Source organism: Desulfosporosinus burensis (assembly GCF_054657535.1).
The window spans coordinates 310,804-327,873 of the sequence record NZ_BAAHYN010000004.1; the positions used below are offsets into that span (position 1 = coordinate 310,804).

Annotated in this window: 30 protein-coding genes; all 30 read right to left on the reverse strand. The window is 45.9% G+C overall.

Annotated features, from left to right (window positions below; genetic code table 11):
- Positions 1 to 36: 36 nt before the first annotated feature.
- The 30 genes from rpmJ to rpsL all read right to left on the reverse strand — a co-directional run bounded on the left by rpmJ (position 37) and on the right by rpsL (position 17,052).
- Entirely contained in the window at positions 37 to 150 is a 114-nt protein-coding gene (gene rpmJ, locus ACYQ3Q_RS08865) for a 50S ribosomal protein L36 (RefSeq protein ID WP_034145750.1), read from the reverse strand.
- Between the two features lie 21 nt (positions 151 to 171).
- A complete protein-coding gene (infA, locus tag ACYQ3Q_RS08870) occupies positions 172 to 390 on the reverse strand; it encodes a translation initiation factor IF-1 (RefSeq protein ID WP_007778476.1) in 219 nt (72 codons plus the stop codon).
- Between the two features lie 37 nt (positions 391 to 427).
- A complete protein-coding gene (gene map, locus ACYQ3Q_RS08875) occupies positions 428 to 1,174 on the reverse strand; it encodes a type I methionyl aminopeptidase (protein ID WP_459928221.1) in 747 nt (248 codons plus the stop codon).
- 5 nt (positions 1,175 to 1,179) lie between these two features.
- On the reverse strand, positions 1,180 to 1,821 hold the full coding sequence (locus ACYQ3Q_RS08880) for an adenylate kinase (protein ID WP_459928222.1): 642 nt from the start codon (positions 1,819 to 1,821) through the stop codon (positions 1,180 to 1,182).
- 15 nt (positions 1,822 to 1,836) lie between these two features.
- Positions 1,837 to 3,123 (reverse strand): preprotein translocase subunit SecY, encoded by a 1,287-nt coding sequence (gene secY, locus ACYQ3Q_RS08885; RefSeq protein ID WP_459928223.1) that lies wholly within the window; start codon positions 3,121 to 3,123, stop codon positions 1,837 to 1,839.
- A gap of 1 nt (position 3,124) precedes the next feature.
- Positions 3,125 to 3,565 carry a 50S ribosomal protein L15 gene (gene rplO, locus ACYQ3Q_RS08890; protein ID WP_459928224.1) on the reverse strand — a complete coding sequence of 147 codons (441 nt, stop codon included), beginning with the start codon at positions 3,563 to 3,565 and terminating at the stop codon, positions 3,125 to 3,127.
- A gap of 18 nt (positions 3,566 to 3,583) precedes the next feature.
- Positions 3,584 to 3,766, reverse strand: coding sequence for a 50S ribosomal protein L30 (rpmD, locus tag ACYQ3Q_RS08895; RefSeq protein WP_034145755.1), 183 nt, complete (start codon positions 3,764 to 3,766; stop codon positions 3,584 to 3,586).
- 12 nt (positions 3,767 to 3,778) lie between these two features.
- Positions 3,779 to 4,249 carry a 30S ribosomal protein S5 gene (gene rpsE / locus ACYQ3Q_RS08900; RefSeq protein WP_459928322.1) on the reverse strand — a complete coding sequence of 157 codons (471 nt, stop codon included), beginning with the start codon at positions 4,247 to 4,249 and terminating at the stop codon, positions 3,779 to 3,781.
- 55 nt (positions 4,250 to 4,304) lie between these two features.
- The gene (rplR, locus tag ACYQ3Q_RS08905) at positions 4,305 to 4,673 is read right to left on the reverse strand and encodes a 50S ribosomal protein L18 (protein WP_034145757.1); all 369 of its coding nucleotides are present in this window, start codon (positions 4,671 to 4,673) and stop codon (positions 4,305 to 4,307) included.
- Between the two features lie 54 nt (positions 4,674 to 4,727).
- On the reverse strand, positions 4,728 to 5,282 hold the full coding sequence (gene rplF / locus ACYQ3Q_RS08910; protein WP_034145758.1) for a 50S ribosomal protein L6: 555 nt from the start codon (positions 5,280 to 5,282) through the stop codon (positions 4,728 to 4,730).
- A gap of 23 nt (positions 5,283 to 5,305) precedes the next feature.
- Positions 5,306 to 5,704: a 30S ribosomal protein S8 gene (gene rpsH, locus ACYQ3Q_RS08915; protein ID WP_034145759.1), complete on the reverse strand. Its 399-nt coding sequence runs from the start codon at positions 5,702 to 5,704 to the stop codon at positions 5,306 to 5,308.
- A gap of 28 nt (positions 5,705 to 5,732) precedes the next feature.
- A complete protein-coding gene (locus tag ACYQ3Q_RS08920; protein ID WP_034145760.1) occupies positions 5,733 to 5,918 on the reverse strand; it encodes a type Z 30S ribosomal protein S14 in 186 nt (61 codons plus the stop codon).
- Between the two features lie 20 nt (positions 5,919 to 5,938).
- The gene (gene rplE, locus ACYQ3Q_RS08925) at positions 5,939 to 6,478 is read right to left on the reverse strand and encodes a 50S ribosomal protein L5 (RefSeq protein WP_459928225.1); all 540 of its coding nucleotides are present in this window, start codon (positions 6,476 to 6,478) and stop codon (positions 5,939 to 5,941) included.
- A gap of 20 nt (positions 6,479 to 6,498) precedes the next feature.
- Positions 6,499 to 6,852, reverse strand: a complete 354-nt coding sequence (rplX, locus tag ACYQ3Q_RS08930; protein ID WP_034145762.1) for a 50S ribosomal protein L24 — start codon at positions 6,850 to 6,852, stop codon at positions 6,499 to 6,501.
- 28 nt (positions 6,853 to 6,880) lie between these two features.
- The gene (rplN, locus tag ACYQ3Q_RS08935) at positions 6,881 to 7,246 is read right to left on the reverse strand and encodes a 50S ribosomal protein L14 (protein WP_034145763.1); all 366 of its coding nucleotides are present in this window, start codon (positions 7,244 to 7,246) and stop codon (positions 6,881 to 6,883) included.
- A gap of 36 nt (positions 7,247 to 7,282) precedes the next feature.
- A complete protein-coding gene (rpsQ, locus tag ACYQ3Q_RS08940) occupies positions 7,283 to 7,546 on the reverse strand; it encodes a 30S ribosomal protein S17 (protein WP_459928226.1) in 264 nt (87 codons plus the stop codon).
- 23 nt (positions 7,547 to 7,569) lie between these two features.
- Complete coding sequence (rpmC, locus tag ACYQ3Q_RS08945; RefSeq protein ID WP_045574842.1) at positions 7,570 to 7,773, reverse strand: 50S ribosomal protein L29; 204 nt, start codon at positions 7,771 to 7,773, stop codon at positions 7,570 to 7,572.
- Positions 7,763 to 8,200, reverse strand: coding sequence for a 50S ribosomal protein L16 (rplP, locus tag ACYQ3Q_RS08950; protein ID WP_459928227.1), 438 nt, complete (start codon positions 8,198 to 8,200; stop codon positions 7,763 to 7,765). The genes rpmC and rplP overlap by 11 nt, the downstream gene beginning before the upstream one ends.
- Positions 8,201 to 8,863, reverse strand: a complete 663-nt coding sequence (gene rpsC / locus ACYQ3Q_RS08955; protein ID WP_459928228.1) for a 30S ribosomal protein S3 — start codon at positions 8,861 to 8,863, stop codon at positions 8,201 to 8,203.
- Positions 8,864 to 8,866: 3 nt separating this feature from the next.
- Positions 8,867 to 9,208, reverse strand: a complete 342-nt coding sequence (gene rplV, locus ACYQ3Q_RS08960) for a 50S ribosomal protein L22 (protein WP_034145768.1) — start codon at positions 9,206 to 9,208, stop codon at positions 8,867 to 8,869.
- A 21-nt stretch (positions 9,209 to 9,229) separates the two neighbouring features.
- Positions 9,230 to 9,511 (reverse strand): 30S ribosomal protein S19, encoded by a 282-nt coding sequence (gene rpsS, locus ACYQ3Q_RS08965; protein WP_034145769.1) that lies wholly within the window; start codon positions 9,509 to 9,511, stop codon positions 9,230 to 9,232.
- A gap of 18 nt (positions 9,512 to 9,529) precedes the next feature.
- Positions 9,530 to 10,357, reverse strand: a complete 828-nt coding sequence (rplB, locus tag ACYQ3Q_RS08970) for a 50S ribosomal protein L2 (RefSeq protein WP_034145770.1) — start codon at positions 10,355 to 10,357, stop codon at positions 9,530 to 9,532.
- Positions 10,358 to 10,389: 32 nt separating this feature from the next.
- Positions 10,390 to 10,677: a 50S ribosomal protein L23 gene (rplW, locus tag ACYQ3Q_RS08975; RefSeq protein WP_459928229.1), complete on the reverse strand. Its 288-nt coding sequence runs from the start codon at positions 10,675 to 10,677 to the stop codon at positions 10,390 to 10,392.
- Positions 10,677 to 11,300: a 50S ribosomal protein L4 gene (gene rplD, locus ACYQ3Q_RS08980; protein WP_459928230.1), complete on the reverse strand. Its 624-nt coding sequence runs from the start codon at positions 11,298 to 11,300 to the stop codon at positions 10,677 to 10,679. The genes rplW and rplD overlap by 1 nt, the downstream gene beginning before the upstream one ends.
- 23 nt (positions 11,301 to 11,323) lie before the next feature.
- On the reverse strand, positions 11,324 to 11,953 hold the full coding sequence (gene rplC / locus ACYQ3Q_RS08985; protein ID WP_459928323.1) for a 50S ribosomal protein L3: 630 nt from the start codon (positions 11,951 to 11,953) through the stop codon (positions 11,324 to 11,326).
- Positions 11,954 to 12,134: 181 nt separating this feature from the next.
- Entirely contained in the window at positions 12,135 to 12,440 is a 306-nt protein-coding gene (gene rpsJ, locus ACYQ3Q_RS08990; protein ID WP_459928231.1) for a 30S ribosomal protein S10, read from the reverse strand.
- 251 nt (positions 12,441 to 12,691) lie between these two features.
- The gene (gene tuf / locus ACYQ3Q_RS08995) at positions 12,692 to 13,894 is read right to left on the reverse strand and encodes an elongation factor Tu (RefSeq protein ID WP_459928232.1); all 1,203 of its coding nucleotides are present in this window, start codon (positions 13,892 to 13,894) and stop codon (positions 12,692 to 12,694) included.
- Positions 13,895 to 13,993: 99 nt separating this feature from the next.
- Positions 13,994 to 16,072, reverse strand: coding sequence for an elongation factor G (fusA, locus tag ACYQ3Q_RS09000; RefSeq protein ID WP_459928233.1), 2,079 nt, complete (start codon positions 16,070 to 16,072; stop codon positions 13,994 to 13,996).
- 39 nt (positions 16,073 to 16,111) lie between these two features.
- On the reverse strand, positions 16,112 to 16,582 hold the full coding sequence (gene rpsG / locus ACYQ3Q_RS09005; protein ID WP_034145777.1) for a 30S ribosomal protein S7: 471 nt from the start codon (positions 16,580 to 16,582) through the stop codon (positions 16,112 to 16,114).
- A 50-nt stretch (positions 16,583 to 16,632) separates the two neighbouring features.
- Complete coding sequence (gene rpsL / locus ACYQ3Q_RS09010; RefSeq protein ID WP_459928234.1) at positions 16,633 to 17,052, reverse strand: 30S ribosomal protein S12; 420 nt, start codon at positions 17,050 to 17,052, stop codon at positions 16,633 to 16,635.
- Positions 17,053 to 17,070 lie beyond the last annotated feature (18 nt).

Sequence of the window (17,070 nt, forward strand, 5' to 3'; positions counted from 1 at the left end):
AGTCTTCACCCCAATCAGCCGCGCAACCGAAACTTTTTAGCCTTGTCTTTGCTTGTGTTTCGGATTTTCACAAATGATCATGACTATACCATGGCGACGAATAATTTTACATTTTTCACAGATCTTTTTAACAGAAGGCTTTACTTTCACTGTAATCCCTCCCTTTGGTCCTTACTTAAACCTGTATGTGATTCGTCCTCGAGATAGATCATAGGGAGAAAGTTCCACAGTGACCCGATCTCCTGGAAGAATCCTGATAAAATTCATACGTATCTTCCCAGAGACATGTGCCAAAACCTTGTGTCCATTCGCTAACTCAACCTGGAACATGGCATTGGGCAACGGCTCCAAGACCTTACCTTCTACTTCAATAACGTCTTCTTTTGACATGCTATCATCCCTCCTCTGACAATCCTATGCCTCGCACCTAACATCGAGTTAGAATTTCTGGGCCATTTTCCGTAATCGCAACTGTGTGTTCGAAATGGGCCGATGGCCGGTTATCTTTGGTAACCACGGTCCAGCGATCCTTTAGCGTCTGCACTTCATGCGTACCCATGTTCACCATGGGCTCAATAGCCAAGGCCATACCTACCTCGAGTCGTGGCCCCCGGCCGGGCTTGCCAAAATTCGGGATCTGGGGCTCCTCATGCATGGCCCTACCAATACCGTGCCCAACATAGTCTCGCACTACAGAAAACTTATTCGCTTCCACGTGCTTTTGGACCGCATGTGAGACGTCATAGAGGCGATTACCTATCCTCGCCTGTGCAATTCCCAACATCAGCGATTCTTGAGTCACCTTCAAAAGTCTTTGGATATCTTCATCGACTTCCCCAATAGTTAAGGTTACAGCCGCATCACCAAAAAAACCATCTTTGTGAGCTCCACAATCTATACTGATAATATCCCCAGAATCTAAATACCTTAAACTGGGTATTCCATGAACGACTTGTTCATTGACAGAGGTACACAGCGTTGCCGGAAAACCATTGTATCCCTTGAACGCTGGTATGGCACCCTGCGCACGAATAAAATTCTCAGCTATGCGATCCAATTCAAGAGTGGTAACCCCAGGCTTAGCGTACTCACGCACTAATTCAAGTGTTTCAGCAACGATTCGCCCTGCATTACGCATTAGTTCTAGTTGATTCGCATTTTTCAGCTCAATCATTCTGTTTAGCCCAATGCTTTCAAGATATCCGCAAAAACTTGGTTAATTGGCTGGTCGCCATTAATGCGCTTAAGCAAACCTTGTTCTTGATAGAAATTAATCAAAGGTTCAGTCTGCGAATTGTAAACGCTTAAACGGTTCTGCGCAGTTTCTACGTTGTCATCTGTTCGCTGATAAAGTTCTCCTCCACACTGACCACAAACTCCTTCTTGTTCGGGTTTGTTAAAGACCATGTGATAAGATGATCCACACGCGCGGCAGATGCGTCGTCCTGTTAGGCGAGGGATTAACACCGCTTCGTCAACCTCTATATTGATCACACCATCAAGTTTCATGCCGAGCTTCTCTAAAATGGCCGCTAGAGCACTGCCTTGAGCAAGAGTACGAGGGAAACCGTCAAGTAGAAATCCCTCTGCACAATCCGGCTGAGCTAATCTTTCCTCGACAATTCCAATCGTTACTTCATCAGGAACTAGTCCCCCAGCATCCATAAACGATTTGGCTTTTAAACCAAGTGCAGTACCATCTTTAATAGCCGCTCTAAACATGTCACCCGTAGAAATATGAGGGAAATTGAAGCGTTCAACTAGTGGATTAGCTTGAGTTCCTTTACCTGCTCCTGGGCCACCCATTAAGATTATTTTCATCTCTCTCTGCCTCCTCTATTTCATAAAACCTTGATAATGCCTCGACATAAGTTGGGATTCAATCTGTTTCATCGTCTCGAGCGCAACCCCAACTACGATCAGAAGGGAAGTTCCACCAAAATAGATGTTCTTAAGACCAGTGAGTCCAATAACTAGTGTCGGTAAAACTGCAATCAAAGCTAGAAATAAACCACCTGCTAGTGTTATACGGTTTAATATTTTTGATAAATATTCTGCCGTAGGTCGCCCAGGTCGAAGGCCAGGGATGAATCCTCCGTACTTCTTCAAGTTTTCTGCTACGTCAATCGGGTTGAACGTAATCGCTGTGTAAAAGTACGTGAAGAATATGATGAGCGCACCATAAAGCAGTAAATAAGGGATGGAAGTCAGACTACCATTCATGCTAAACCAAACGTTAACAAACCTTGAAAATCCTGAAGTCGGCATCCATGAGGCAATCGTTTGCGGAAATGCAAGTAAGGAAATAGCGAAGATTACCGGAATTACTCCAGCTTGGTTGACTTTGAGTGGGATATGGCTACTCTGTCCTCCATACACTCGACGACCGACCACTCTCTTAGCATACTGAACAGTAACTCGACGTTGCCCTTCATGTACGTAGATAACGCCGGCTATAATGAATGTAACGATGAGCAGCAAGCCGATAATCGACAGGACATTGATTTCCCCAACTCTCAACATACTAAACAAAGAAGTAATGGCGGAAGGGATTTGTGAAACGATTCCTGCAAAGATAATCAGCGAAATACCGTTTCCGATACCCTTTTCAGTAATTGCCTCCCCAAGCCACATTAGAAATGCGGTTCCTGCAGTCAGAACTAGTGCCACTAGTAGATAAATTGGCCACTTCATAGCAGGGCTAGGAATAGTCAATGCACCACGTATCCCAAAAGTCAGTCCAAAGGCCTGAATAAATCCCAAGATAACCGTTGCATAACGCGTATATTGGGTTATCTTTTTACGCCCAAAGTCACCCTCTTTGGAGAGCCGTTCAAGGGATGGTACAACAACCGTCAAGAGCTGAAAAATAATCGAGGCTGTAATATAGGGCGTAATACTCAGCGCAAAGACAGACAAACTTTTGAAGGAACCACCTGAAATCGTGTTCATGAAATTCATCATGGCACCCGATCCGAACATTTGATTCAGAATGTCACGATCAATAAAGGGGGTAGGAATATGTGCTCCAATGCGAAAGATCAGGAACATCAGTAGGGTGTAACCGATTTTTTTCCTGAGATCCGCAACATTCCATGCATTCTTCAGGGAATCGACAATCATCCTATTCCACCTCTACTTTTCCACCCGCCGCAACTATCTTCTCTGCCGCTGCTGGGCTGACTTTGTCAATTTTGACGGTCAGTGCTTTGGTCAATTCCCCTGTTGCTAGAATTTTTACGCCATCTTTGATCGCTTTGATGAGGCCGCTTTCGAAGAGACTTTCAATCGTAACTTCAGCGCCATCCTCAAAACGGTTCAAATCTCGAACATTCACAGCAATAATTTCTTTTCTCGAGATATTATTAAAACCGCGCTTAGGCATCCTGCGGAACAGTGGGTTTTGCCCGCCTTCAAATCCAGGACGGACACCGCCACCCGCACGCGAGTTTTGACCTTTGTGTCCTTTACCGGAAGTTTTCCCATGTCCGGATCCAACTCCACGGCCTAAACGCTTAGGTGCATGTGTTGATCCTTCAGCAGGCTTAAGTTCATGCAGTTTCATGCTTGCCCACACCTCCTTCTATTGAACTTCTGTTTCTACCGTTACCAAGTGCATGCATTTATGAATCATTCCTAGAATTCCAGGACTGTCTTCATGAACAGCGCTTGATCCGACTTTCCCTAAACCAAGTGCTTGTAACACTTTGTGTTGTGCTTTAGAATATCCGATCGGACTCTTTGTCAGTGTCACTTTAACTTTCATGACCGACCCTCCTTAACCTAGAACTTCTGCTACGGTCTTACCACGAAGTTTGGCAATCTCCTCTGGACGCTTAAGAGATTTTAAAGCTGCCATTGTCGCATTGACCATATTATGAGCGTTTGCTGAACCCAAAGACTTTGTTAGGATATCATGGACTCCAGCAACTTCTAGTACTGCACGAACAGCGCCGCCTGCGATAACTCCGGTTCCTTTAGAAGCAGGCTTTAGCAACACTTGTCCTGCGCCAAAGATTCCAATGATGGGATGAGTAATCGTGGTTCCGTGCATTGGTATACTTACCATGTTCTTCTTCGCATCTTCTACGCCTTTGCGAATTGCCTCGGGCACTTCCCCAGCTTTTCCTAATCCTGCGCCGACACGACCTTGGCCGTCTCCTACAACCACGAGAGCACTAAAGCTAAAACGGCGTCCGCCTTTTACAACTTTGGCAACACGGGCAATATGCACAACCTTTTCGTTCATGTCCGACTTATTTGCTTCGAATTTCGCCACTTGATTTTACCTCCTTTACCAAAGCTTAGAAGCTAAGTCCTGCTTCTCGCGCTGATTCTGCCAATGCTGAGATTCGACCGTGATAGATGTTACCCCCACGATCAAACACTACTTGCGTAATTCCTTTTTCAAGGGCTTTCTTCGCAACCAATTCGCCAACTTTTTGAGCGCCAGCAGTATTTCCACCAGATAGATCTGCAGTTTTAAACTCTGGATCGAGGGAAGAAGCAGCTACAAGTGTCACACCGAGCTCATCATTGATTACTTGAGCGTAGATATGATTCAAGCTTCGAAAAACTGCTAAGCGTGGTCGCTCAGCAACTCCAATGACATTCTTGCGGATGCTCTTGTGCTTTTTAATGCGGAGAGCCTTTCGATCTATACGCTTAATCAAAGGGAACTCATTCCTTTCACGATTGGCAAGAGATTTGGCCCTTGCCTAGTTTATTTACTTCTTACCGCCTTTTTTGCCCCCGGTCTTACCGACCTTACGACGGACGACTTCACCTTCGTACTTAATTCCCTTGCCTTTGTAGGGCTCAGGCTCTCGCTCAGAACGTACAACCGCTGCGAAAGCACCGACGAGCTCTTTATCCATTCCTTTAACCAAAATCTTATTGGGTGCTGGAACTTCAAAGTCAATTCCCTCAAAAGGAATTAGTTCTACCGGATGTGATTTACCGACCGTTAATACCAGCTTGTTCCCTTGTTTTGAAGCACGGTATCCAACCCCAACCATATCAAGACCCTTGGTAAATCCGTTTGTAACGCCTTCTACCATATTAGCGATCAGCGTGCGGGTCAATCCATGTAAGGAGCGGCTCAGTGGTTCATCATTCGGTCTGGTAACAACGATTTGGTTGTCCTCAACCACAATATTCATTAATGAATGTAATTCTCTCGTTAAAGTTCCTTTCGGTCCTTTAACAGTGACGACGTTTTCCACTATTTTGAAGTCCACTCCACTGGGAATCCCAATGGGGCGCTTGCCAATTCTGGACATTCACTGCACCTCCGTTGCGATAATTACCAAATGTAGGAGATCACTTCTCCGCCAAGGCCCTCTTTTCGAGCTTTCTTATCCGTCATAATTCCCTTTGACGTCGAAATAATAGCAATTCCGAGTCCTCCAAGAACTTTCGGCATTTCATCCTTCTTCGCATAAACGCGAAGTCCCGGACGGCTAATCCGTTTAAGTCCGGTGATAACACGTTCGCGGTTTGGACCATATTTCAAATACATCCGAATCACGCCTTGTTTATCATCGGCAATGATTTCTACGTCTTTGATGTACCCTTCTGCTTTGAGCAACTCAGCTAGCTCTTTCTTAACGCGAGATGCTGGTACCTCAACTTTATCATGGTAAACCATTCCCGCGTTGCGGATGCGTGTTAAAAAATCTGCAATCGGATCTGACATTGACACTTTAGTCGTCCCCCTTCCTTACAATGTTTTACCAACTGGCCTTCGTGATCCCAGGAAGTTCCCCTTTGTGAGCCAACTCCCGGAAGCAAACCCGGCAAATTCCGAATTTCCGCATGTAAGCATGGGGACGTCCACAAAGCTTGCAACGGTTATGCGAACGTACTGCGAATTTTTGTCCCCTGTTTTGGCGGACAACCATTGATGTCTTAGCCACGTTCTTGAACCTCCTTTTCTCTAATCACGGTATGGCATTCCGAATCCGCGAAGCAACTCACGTGCTTCCTCGTCCGTCTTAGCCGTTGTTACGAAGACTACATCCATTCCACGAAGCTTATCGATCTTGTCATACTCCATTTCTGGGAAGATCAACTGTTCCTTAATTCCTAATGTGTAATTCCCACGTCCGTCAAAGGCTTTCGCAGAAATACCGCGGAAGTCACGAACACGTGGCAATGCGACATTTAAGAGTCGATCCATAAATTCATACATCCGTTGACCACGCAAAGTCACTTTACAGCCAATAGGCATTCCTTCACGAAGCTTGAATGTTGAAATGGATTTCTTTGCCCGTGTGACAACCGGTTTTTGTCCTGAGATCTTCATCATGTCTCCAACTGCAGAATCGATCGCTTTGGAGTTTTGAACCGCCTCGCCAACGCCCATGTTAAGCACAATTTTTTCCATTTTAGGGATTTGCATAACGTTTTTATAAGCAAACTTCTGCTGTAAGGCAGGAGCTATTTCGTTTTGGTATTTATCTTTCAGACGAGCCACTGAGGTCCCTCCTTTCGCAATTAGTGTTTATCCGGGAGATTCACACCGCAATGCTTACAGATGCGAACTTTACCATTTTCCGTCACCTTGACACTGACACGTGTCACGGACTTACACTCTTGACAATATAACATGACGTTTGAACTGGCCATCGGAGCCTCTTTGGAAACAATGCCACCTTGAGGCATACTTTGAGAAGGTTTGGTATGACGCTTAATGAGGTTAGCCTTCTCAACGACCACGCGACCCTTCTTGAGAATCACATCGATAACTTTGCCCTTTTTGCCGGCATCCTTACCGCTGATGACCATGACGTAGTCGCCCTTTTTAACGTGGATCTTTGCAGTTTGTACCTTATGCTTTGTAGCAGCCACTTTCTTCACCTCCACCTATCATGGTGTCTTAGATAACTTCCGGTGCCAGGGAAATAATTTTCATATAATTATCGCGAAGTTCGCGCGCAACTGGTCCGAAGATACGGGTGCCACGAGGGCTCTTGTCGTCTTTAATGAGGACAGCAGCGTTTTCGCTAAACCGAATATAGGAACCGTCGGAACGACGAATTTCTTTCCTAGTCCGTACGATAACAGCTTTAACAACTTCCCCTTTTTTGACAACGCCCCCTGGCGTTGCTTGTTTAACCGAAGCAACAATAATATCGCCAATCGTAGCATATCGGCGCATTGATCCGCCCAGCACACGAATACACATTAACTCTTTAGCGCCCGAGTTGTCACCAACTCTAACCCTAGTTTGTACCTGGATCATTCCCATTGACCCCCTTCCGAACTTATATAGACCGTTTTAGAGAGCAGCAACTGATCTCTCAGTAATCTCGACCACACGCCAACACTTATCCTTGCTCAAGAGGCGAGTTTCCATGATCGAAACAGTATCCCCTATGCGGGCATCATTGTTCTCATCATGAGCCTTATAGTTTTTTGTGCGAGTAATCGATTTTTTGTATACTGGGTGACGTTCGGTAATTTCTACCGATACAACGACAGTTTTATCCATCTTGTCACTAATAACTTTGCCATAGCGTAGCTTACGTTGGGCTCTTTCCATGTTAAAATGCCTCCTTTCTCACCTTAGGCACGTTCAATCTTTAACTCGCGTTCGCGAAGTATCGTTTTACCGCGAGCAATTCCTTTGCGGACTTCTCTGATTCGCATTGGGTTATCAAGTTGACCCGTTGCCAATTGGAAACGCAAATTAAACAGTTCGGTTTTGAAGTCGTCGATTTCCTTTAATACTTCGTCATTGGTTAGATCGCGGAAATCTTTAGTTTTCATTTGCGTCACCTCCTTCTTGATCTGCACGGGTAACGAACTTGCATTTGATCGGGAGTTTGTGCATGGCTAAACGGAGTGCCTCACGTGCTTGTTCTTCTGTTACGCCGTTTAACTCAAACATCACACGTCCTGGTTTTACCACTGCAACCCAGTATTCTGGTGAACCTTTACCACTACCCATACGTGTTTCAGCAGGTTTTGCTGTAATAGGCTTATCCGGGAAGATTTTAATCCAGACTTGACCACCCCGTTTAATAAAGCGAGTCATTGCGATACGTGCAGCCTCTATTTGACGGTTCGTAATCCAGGCACTTTCTAAAGCCATAAGACCATACTCACCAAACGTAATGGTGTTACCTCGTGTAGCTTTACCAGTTAACTTACCACGGTGTTGTTTCCGATGTTTCACTCTGGCTGGGACTAGCATTTAGTTTCCTCCTTCCACCTGAGCGACGACCTTCTTGGCGGGAAGAACCTCACCTTTATAAATCCAAACCTTGATACCGATTTTACCGTACGTGGTATTGGCTTCGGCAAATCCGTAGTCAATATCGGCACGTAGTGTATGAAGGGGTACTTTTCCTTCAAGATACCATTCAGTTCGGGCAATTTCAGCTCCAGCCAATCGACCGCTGCATTGAATTTTAATTCCTTGTGCACCTGTCCGCATTGTTCGGCCAACGGTTTGTTTCATGGCCCGACGGAAGGATACACGTTTTTCAAGTTGTAGTGCGATGTTTTCTGAAACCAATTGGGCATCAAGCTCAGGTTTCTTAATTTCTACAATATTTACAGCAACTTGCTTGCCGGTAATGGCTTCAAGCTGCTTGCGCAAGTTTTCAACTTCTGTACCACCGCGACCAATGACAATACCTGGTTTGGCAGCATAGACTGAAACTTTGACGCGACTAGCTGCGCGTTCTATCTCAACCTTAGGACATCCAGCTTGTTTAAGTTTTTTCTTTACGAACTCCCGAATCTTCAAATCCTCATGAAGGAGTTCCATGTAGTTCTTGCCTGCATACCAACGGCTTTCCCAGTCGCGGATAATTCCGACGCGGAGGCCTTTGGGATTTACCTTTTGACCCACTGTTTAGCCCTCCTTCTTCTCGCCCACAACCACAGTAATGTGACTCGTCCGTTTCCGGATTTGGTCAGCACGTCCCATAGCTCGAGGCTTGATGCGTTTTAAAGTCGGTCCCTGATCCACACAAATTTCAGTAATTATCAATTCATCAACATTCATATCATAGTTGTGTCCTGCATTTGCGACTGCAGACTTCAGTACCTTCACCACATCATCAGTGGATCCGTTGGGTGTAAACTGAAGAATAGCGAACGCATCACTGACCTTTTTGCCGCGGATCAGATTGACCACCTGGCGCACCTTACGAGGAGAGATACGTACATATTTCGCCATTGCTTTTGCTTGCATGTGCCTTAACCTCCTCTCGAATTAACGTAAGCCGCTGGATTTTTCGCTACCAGCATGGCCCTTATAGGTGCGAGTAGGCGAAAACTCTCCAAGTTTATGCCCGACCATGTCTTCAGTAACATAAACGGGAACATGTTTTCGTCCATCGTGAACCGCAATGGTGAGTCCGACCATTTGCGGGAATATTGTTGAGCGTCTGGACCACGTCTTAATGACGCGCTTTTCACCGGATTCGTTCATTGCTTCTACGCGTTCAAGTAAACGAGGTTCGACGAAAGGTCCTTTTTTAAGAGATCTACTCATTTATGGGCCTCCTTTCGACTACTTACTGCGCCGTTTCACGATAAAGCGATTCGACGGATTTTTCTTTTTCCGTGTTTTAGCTCCCAGAGCTGGTTTACCCCAAGGAGTGCACGGGTTACGACCAATCGAGTTACGGCCTTCTCCACCACCATGTGGATGATCCACTGGGTTCATGACAGAACCACGAACTGTAGGGCGAATTCCCATCCAACGTGATCTTCCAGCTTTACCGACGTTAATATTCTCGTGGTCTAAGTTTCCAACTTGACCGATAGTTGCTCTACACTCAATTCGGATCATGCGCATTTCACCCGATGGCAGTCTTAAGGTAGCATAGGAGCCTTCTTTAGCCATGAGTTGTGCAGATCCTCCAGCCGAGCGAACCATCTGAGCCCCTTTACCAGGCTTCATTTCAATGTTGTGCAACAAGGTACCCACAGGAATATTCTGAAGCGGCAGAGTGTTGCCGACTTTAATATCTGCATCCGGACCAGAAACGATGACTTGATCGACCTGAAGTCCATTCGGTGCTAAGATATACGCTTTGTAACCATCTCGATAGTATAACAAGGCAATATTCGCAGAGCGGTTCGGATCATATTCGATACTCGCAACTCGAGCAGGAATTCCGTCTTTATTACGCTTAAAGTCAATCACGCGGAACATCCGCTTATGTCCGCCACCTTGATGGCGTACACTCAGGCGACCGTCGTTATTTCGTCCAGCCTTATTAGGCAGCGGCTTGACTAAAGAACGTTCTGGCTCGGTCCTGGTAATCTCTTCATAGGTCGACCCAGTCATGTTACGACGACTTGGCGACGTTGGTTTATAAGTCTTTATAGCCATGAATTTTCACTTTCCTCCTTTGCTCAAGCTGCTTACAGGCCTGCGAAGTTGTCAATCTTATCTCCAGCTTTAAGCGTGGCAATCGCCTTTTTGCGGTTGGAAGTCTTACCTGTATACTTGCCAACCCGCTTCATTTTACCCTTAACGCTTAATGTACGGATTTCTTCTACGGTCACCTTGAACATTTTTTCTACCGCAGCTTTGATTTCGATTTTGTTCGCAGCTGGATTTACCCAGAAGGTGTATTTATTTTCTTCAACAAGTCCTACAGACTTCTCTGAGATTACCGGACTCTTGAGGACATCACGTGCGTCGCGCATTACGCTAACACCTCCTCTGTTTTAGTAACTGCTGCTTTGGTCATCACAAGGATATCGTGGTTAAGAAGGTCAACTATATTCATTCCAGCAACATCTGTTGCCTTGACACCTTCAAGGTTACGTGTTGATCTTAGCACTGCATCGTCCATCTGATCCATCACGATCATAGCCTTCTTATCAACATGAAGGGCCTTGAGCACTTTTACTGCCTCACGAGTTTTTGCTTCACCCATACTCAGCACATCAAGGACAATCAGCTGTTGCTCTATAACCTTCGAAGAGAGTGCCGAGTGCAAAGCCAATCGGCGAACTTTTTTAGGTAATTTAAAGCCATATTTACGGGGTTTGGGAGCAAAGATCACACCGCCGCCTCTCCACAACGGAGAGCGAGTGCTACCAGATCGAGCACGACCCGTTCCTTTTTGACGCCATGGTTTGCGTCCACCTCCGCGAACTTCGCCACGTAACAACGCAGACTGAGTTCCCCGTCTTGCTCCAGCTAGTTGCGATACGACCGCCGAATGCAGAACGTGGATATTCGGTTGTATTCCAAATATGCTTTCGCTGAGTTCGATTTCTCCAACTTCTTCGCCTAGCATATTTAACACTTGAACTTTCGGCATTGCTTATTCCTCCTTTCTCAGTATTACTTCGCCTTCACTGAAGGCTTCAGAATGAGCAACGACTTATTCGCTCCTGGAACAGATCCTTTGATTAAGATCAGGTTTTTATCCACATCAACCCGGATTACCTCCAGATTTTGTACAGTAATACGTTCGCCACCCATACGTCCCGGTAACTCACGACCTTTAAATACACGAGCTGGGCCTTTCGCGCCAAGGGAACCACTACGGCGATGATACTTAGAACCGTGTGCCATTGGTCCACGACTAGCGTTATGACGTTTAATCATTCCCGCGAAGCCTTTTCCTCTTGAAGTACCAACGACATCCAGTTTGTCGCCTACCGCGAACAGATCCGCTTTAATCTCTTGACCGATCTCGTAGCTTTCTACATCAGCCACTTTAAACTCACGAACATACCGCATCGGCTTCAATGAAGCCTTTTGAAAGTGTCCTTTACGCGGCTTATTGCTTAACGTTTCGCGAAGCATCGAAAAGCCAACCTGAATTGCGTTGTAGCCATCAGTTGCCACAGTCTTCTTTTGAACGACTGGGCATGGACCCGCTTCAACGACGGTAACTGGAACCACACGTCCCTCAGTTGTAAAGACCTGAGTCATACCAATTTTTTTACCTAAAATTCCTTTTGACACGAATGCCACCTCCTAAACGCTTTGAAGTGCGCCGGATTTACCGGAGCACGAGAGCGCTTGTTTTATTATTTTATCGCGAACCTCTCGGCAACTACTCCACGCTACCGGGTGTTTCACGCGACAAACATAACTATAGTATATCACAGAACATACTATTAAGCTACTTCTAATTTATGGACAATTAGAGTTTAATTTCAATATCTACGCCAGCAGGTAAGTCGAGACGCATCAGTGCATCAACTGTTTTTGGCGTAGGTTCTAAGATGTCAATCAAACGTTTATGAGTGCGCATCTCAAACTGTTCACGCGAATCTTTGTTGACATGAGGTGAGCGCAAAATGGTGTAAATGTTTTTCTCAGTCGGAAGTGGTATAGGACCACTAACCTGAGCACCGGTTCGCTTGGCAGTTTCGACAATGCGCTCTGCTGATTGGTCTAGAGTTTTGTGATCATATGCTTTAAGCCGGATTCTTATCTTTTGGCTCATTTAGTATAAATACCTCCTCGTAATTCCCGTTATACGGGCTTTAAGCGTAAAAATTCCCTGATTCAGCGGAGTCACCTGGCAGCAACCTCTTACGCCTTACCAAATCTGAAGTCGGATGCTATCGGCCAGAGGCCGTAGCTCAGATGCCAGAGGGCGGATTGAACTGTACTCACAAAAAGGGCATCCTTATCCGAACTTTTTTGTAGAGAGGAAGAATAACTCTTCCTCTCTACGAGATCCTATAATTTCAATTAGCCGGTAATTTTGGCAACGATGCCTGAACCAACAGTACGGCCACCCTCACGGATAGCAAAGCGAAGTCCTTCTTCCATAGCGATTGGAGTGATAAGTTCAACATCAATCGTCACACGGTCTCCGGGCATAACCATTTCAGTACCTTCTGGGAGTGTGATTACACCGGTTACGTCCGTTGTACGGAAGTAGAATTGTGGGCGATAGTTATGGAAGAATGGAGTATGACGTCCACCCTCTTCTTTATTCAAAACGTAGACCTCACCAGAGAACTTGGTGTGAGGTTTAATGCTTCCTGCTTTCGCTAACACTTGTCCGCGCTCAATGTCTTTACGCTCAACTCCACGAAGCAGAGCTCCAATGTTGTCTCCAGCTTGAGCTGAATCAAGAAGTTTACGGAACATTTCAACGCCTGTTACAATCGTCTTGCGAGAAACATCAGTCAAACCAACGATTTCGACCTCGTCACCGACTTTAACTCTTCCGCGGTCAACACGACCTGTAGCAACAGTTCCACGTCCAGTAATTGTGAAGACATCCTCGACAGGCATTAAGAAAGGCTTGTCAGTGTCACGTGCTGGGGTCGGAATATAGGAATCGACAGCATCCATAAGATTCCAAATCTTGCCACACCACTCGCACTCGCGTTTTCCACAACCACATTGAAGTGCTTTCAGTCCGGAACCTGGAACGATGGGAACATTGTCGCCATCATACTCTTGTGCTGTTAATAGTTCACGAAGTTCCATTTCGACAAGTTCAATCAGCTCTTCGTCGTCAACCATGTCTACCTTGTTCAACCAAACGACGATACTAGGAACACCAACTTGGCGGGCCAAGAGGATGTGCTCACGGGTTTGAGGCATAGGGCCGTCAGCAGCGGAAACACAAAGGATTGCGCCGTCCATCTGAGCAGCACCGGTGATCATGTTTTTAACATAGTCAGCGTGTCCTGGGCAGTCGACGTGTGCATAGTGACGGTTATCTGTCTCATACTCTACGTGTGCTGTAGAAATAGTAATCCCACGCTCACGCTCTTCTGGAGCTTTGTCGATTTGGTCGAAGGCTGTTGCTACAGCACCACCGTGTTTAGAAAGAACAACGGTGATTGCCGCTGTCGTGGTGGTTTTACCATGGTCGACGTGTCCAATGGTTCCTACGTTAACATGTGGTTTAGTACGTTCGTATTTCGCTTTTCCCATTTTTTTCACTCCTTTAAAATAATAGTAACTTTATAATTCAGTGAGGTTGCGAAGTTCGGACTTTAGAGTTCGAACTTCATTTAATGCCTCGAACCTCGCCTATGACCCATGGCGCTTGGCAATAATGCCATCAGCGATGCCTTTGGGGACTTCCTCATAGTGATCGAATTGCATCACATAGACTCCACGTCCTTGAGTTGCGGAACGCAAGTCAGTTGAATAACCGAACATTTCAGAAAGTGGAACAAATCCCCGAACAACCTGAGTATTGCCGCGCGCTTCCATTCCTTCAATTCGTCCTCGACGCGAGCTAATATCGCCGATGACATCCCCCATGTATTCCTCAGGAACGGTTACTTCCACTTTCATGACTGGCTCAATTATCGCAGGATCTGCCTTCAGTGCTCCAGCTTTAAAGGCCATGGATCCGGCAATTTTAAAGGCCATTTCTGAAGAGTCAACATCGTGGTAAGAACCATCATAAACGGTTGCCCGTAAATCAAGAACAGGATATCCGGCCAGAATACCATTTTGCAAGGCTTCTTGGATACCGGCACCAATCGGGTTAATATACTCCCTAGGAATAACGCCGCCGACCACCTTGTTGACAAATTCAAAGCCGCTTCCAGGTTCAAGTGGCATAAGTTCGACCCAACAGTGTCCGTATTGTCCACGTCCACCAGACTGACGAACAAACTTTCCTTCGGCTTTGACCGTCTTCCGAATGGTTTCTTTGTAGGCAACTTGTGGGCGTCCTACATCACATTGTACTTTGAACTCCCGCTGTAAACGGTCAACGATAATCTCAAGATGGAGTTCACCCATCCCTCCAATAATCGTCTGTCCAGTTTCAGTATCCGTGTGCATTTTAAACGTAGGATCTTCTTCCGCAAGGCGAGAGAGTGCGCCGCCCATTTTTTCCTGGTCGACTTTAGTTTTAGGCTCGATAGCCACGTGAATAACCGGTTCAGGGAAGACCATTCTTTCGAGAATAATCGGGGTCTTCTCATCGCATAAAGTGTCACCCGTTGTAGTGTCTTTCAGACCAATTGCGGCAGCAATGTCTCCTGAACGAACCTCTTGAATATCCTCACGGTGATTGGCGTGCATTTGGAGTATCCGTCCAATGCGTTCCTTCTTGCCTTTAGTTGAGTTATAGACATAAGATCCTGCACTCAACACGCCCGAATATACTCTGAAAAACGCTAACTTTCCAACGAATGGGTCAGACATGATCTTGAAGGCCAACGCTGAAAATGGTTCAGAGTCAGAGGCGGTCCTATGATCTTCCTCTCCCGTATCAGGATGTACTCCATTAATAGGTGGTACATCTAGCGGGGAAGGCATATAGTCCACAACCGCATCCAGGAGCGGCTGTACTCCTTTATTCTTGAAAGCAGATCCACACAGAACCGGGATGAACTTATTCCCGATAACTCCGCGGCGTATTCCTTCGCGAATTTCTTGTTCTGTGATTTCTGTTCCTTCAAGATACTTCATCATGAGTTCTTCACTTGTTTCAGCAACTGCTTCAACTAATTTCTCACGATACTCGTTAGCCATTTCGACTAAGTCATCAGCAATCTGGTTATGCTCTTCGGTCTTACCTAAGTCGTCCGTATAGATTGTCGTTGTCATGGAGACGAGATCGACAATCCCTTTGAAGTTTTCCTCACTACCAACCGGCAACTGGATTGGAACAGGGTTTGCTCCTAAGCGGTCTTTAATCATTGAAACACCGCGGAAGAAATCAGCCCCCAAACGATCCATCTTGTTAATAAAAGCCAAACGTGGCACTTTGTATTTATCCGCTTGTCGCCAAACGGTTTCGGATTGAGGTTCTACCCCGCCAACGGAGCAAAACACAGCCACTGCGCCATCAAGAACGCGCAGAGATCGTTCCACCTCTACAGTGAAGTCCACGTGCCCTGGTGTGTCGATAATATTAACGCGATTATTTCTCCACTCACAGGTTGTAGCCGCAGAAGTAATGGTGATGCCACGTTCCTGCTCCTGGATCATCCAGTCCATGGTCGCAGCACCATCATGAACCTCACCGATTTTATGCACACGTCCGGTGTAGAAAAGAATTCGTTCTGTGACGGTTGTTTTTCCGGCGTCAATGTGCGCCATAATTCCGATATTGCGCGTATTGTCTAGTGAAAATGCTCTTGCCACTGTGATTCACCCTTTCTGTCAAAGTCAGTATGCATCAAATTACCACTTGTAATGCGCAAAAGCCTTATTGGCCTCGGCCATTTTATGCATATCATCTTTCTTCTTGACAGAACCACCAGTGTTGTTAGAGGCATCAAGTAACTCTCCAGCGATCTTCTCTTGCATTGTTTTTTCACCGCGCTTACGCGCCATTGCAACAAGCCAACGAAGACCAAGAGTCGTGCGACGTTCTGCACGCACTTCAATGGGAACTTGATAATTCGCACCACCAACACGGCGAGCCTTTACTTCTAAGACTGGCATAACATTTTTCAAGGCAGTGGAGAAGACTTCAAGTGGATCTTTACCAGACTTTTCCTGAATCATATTAAAGGCGCTATAGCAAATAGCCTCTGCCGTTCCTTTTTTACCATCCAACATAATCTGATTAATAAACTTGGTTAAAATTTGATTCTTGTAAATCGGATCAGGCAGAACTTCTCGTTTTGCAACATATCCCTTACGTGGCATAATTTTCCCTCCTTTTTATCGTATTTCCGATCATCCGCATAAGATTATTCTTAGACTTTTTTCGGTCGTTTTGCACCATATTTAGAGCGACCTTGTGCTCGTTTCTGAACAGCAGTTGTATCCAAAGCTCCACGGATCACGTGATAGCGTACACCTGGGATGTCCTTAACACGACCACCGCGGATCAAGACCACGGAGTGCTCTTGCAAGTTGTGTCCGATTCCCGGAATATAAGTGGTTACCTCAAGCCCATTGGTCAAGCGCACACGAGCTACCTTACGAAGTGCAGAGTTAGGCTTTTTAGGAGTTGTAGTATAAACCCTTGTACAAACTCCTCGTTTTTGAGGGGATCCTCCTGATGGATATTGCTTACGTCTAAGGGAGTTATAGCCCCACTGTAAAGCTGGAGCTGTCGATTTTTGCTCGATTGAACTACGTCCTTTACGGATCAGTTGGTTAATTGTCGGCATGTCTCCGCCTCCTTTCTA

Bases quoted from the DNA above. Each gene is read 5' to 3' on its own strand.
- rplW (WP_459928229.1), bottom strand. From the start codon at position 10,677: ATGCGCGACGCACGTGATGTCCTCAAGAGTCCGGTAATCTCAGAGAAG.
- rplB (WP_034145770.1), bottom strand. From the start codon at position 10,357: ATGGCTATAAAGACTTATAAACCAACGTCGCCAAGTCGTCGTAACATG.
- rplN (WP_034145763.1), bottom strand. From the start codon at position 7,246: ATGATCCAGGTACAAACTAGGGTTAGAGTTGGTGACAACTCGGGCGCT.
- secY (WP_459928223.1), bottom strand. From the start codon at position 3,123: ATGATTGTCGATTCCCTGAAGAATGCATGGAATGTTGCGGATCTCAGG.
- rpmC (WP_045574842.1), bottom strand. From the start codon at position 7,773: ATGAAAACTAAAGATTTCCGCGATCTAACCAATGACGAAGTATTAAAG.
- rplF (WP_034145758.1), bottom strand. From the start codon at position 5,282: ATGTCCAGAATTGGCAAGCGCCCCATTGGGATTCCCAGTGGAGTGGAC.
- rplP (WP_459928227.1), bottom strand. From the start codon at position 8,200: ATGCTAGTCCCAGCCAGAGTGAAACATCGGAAACAACACCGTGGTAAG.
- tuf (WP_459928232.1), bottom strand. From the start codon at position 13,894: ATGGGAAAAGCGAAATACGAACGTACTAAACCACATGTTAACGTAGGA.
- rplO (WP_459928224.1), bottom strand. From the start codon at position 3,565: ATGAAACTGCATGAACTTAAGCCTGCTGAAGGATCAACACATGCACCT.
- infA (WP_007778476.1), bottom strand. From the start codon at position 390: ATGTCAAAAGAAGACGTTATTGAAGTAGAAGGTAAGGTCTTGGAGCCG.
- ACYQ3Q_RS08880 (WP_459928222.1), bottom strand. From the start codon at position 1,821: ATGAAAATAATCTTAATGGGTGGCCCAGGAGCAGGTAAAGGAACTCAA.
- rpsS (WP_034145769.1), bottom strand. From the start codon at position 9,511: ATGAGTAGATCTCTTAAAAAAGGACCTTTCGTCGAACCTCGTTTACTT.
- rpsG (WP_034145777.1), bottom strand. From the start codon at position 16,582: ATGCCACGTAAGGGATATGTTGCAAAACGAGAAGTTCTGCCTGATCCG.
- rpsL (WP_459928234.1), bottom strand. From the start codon at position 17,052: ATGCCGACAATTAACCAACTGATCCGTAAAGGACGTAGTTCAATCGAG.
- rpsQ (WP_459928226.1), bottom strand. From the start codon at position 7,546: ATGGAAAGAGCCCAACGTAAGCTACGCTATGGCAAAGTTATTAGTGAC.
- rpsE (WP_459928322.1), bottom strand. From the start codon at position 4,249: ATGAACGAAAAGGTTGTGCATATTGCCCGTGTTGCCAAAGTTGTAAAA.
- rplV (WP_034145768.1), bottom strand. From the start codon at position 9,208: ATGCAAGCAAAAGCAATGGCGAAATATGTACGTATCTCTCCTCGTAAG.
- rpsJ (WP_459928231.1), bottom strand. From the start codon at position 12,440: ATGAGCCAAAAGATAAGAATCCGGCTTAAAGCATATGATCACAAAACT.
- map (WP_459928221.1), bottom strand. From the start codon at position 1,174: ATGATTGAGCTGAAAAATGCGAATCAACTAGAACTAATGCGTAATGCA.
- rpmD (WP_034145755.1), bottom strand. From the start codon at position 3,766: ATGAAAGTTAAAGTGACACTGACAAAGAGTCCGATCGGATATTCTAAA.
- rplD (WP_459928230.1), bottom strand. From the start codon at position 11,300: ATGCCGAAAGTTCAAGTGTTAAATATGCTAGGCGAAGAAGTTGGAGAA.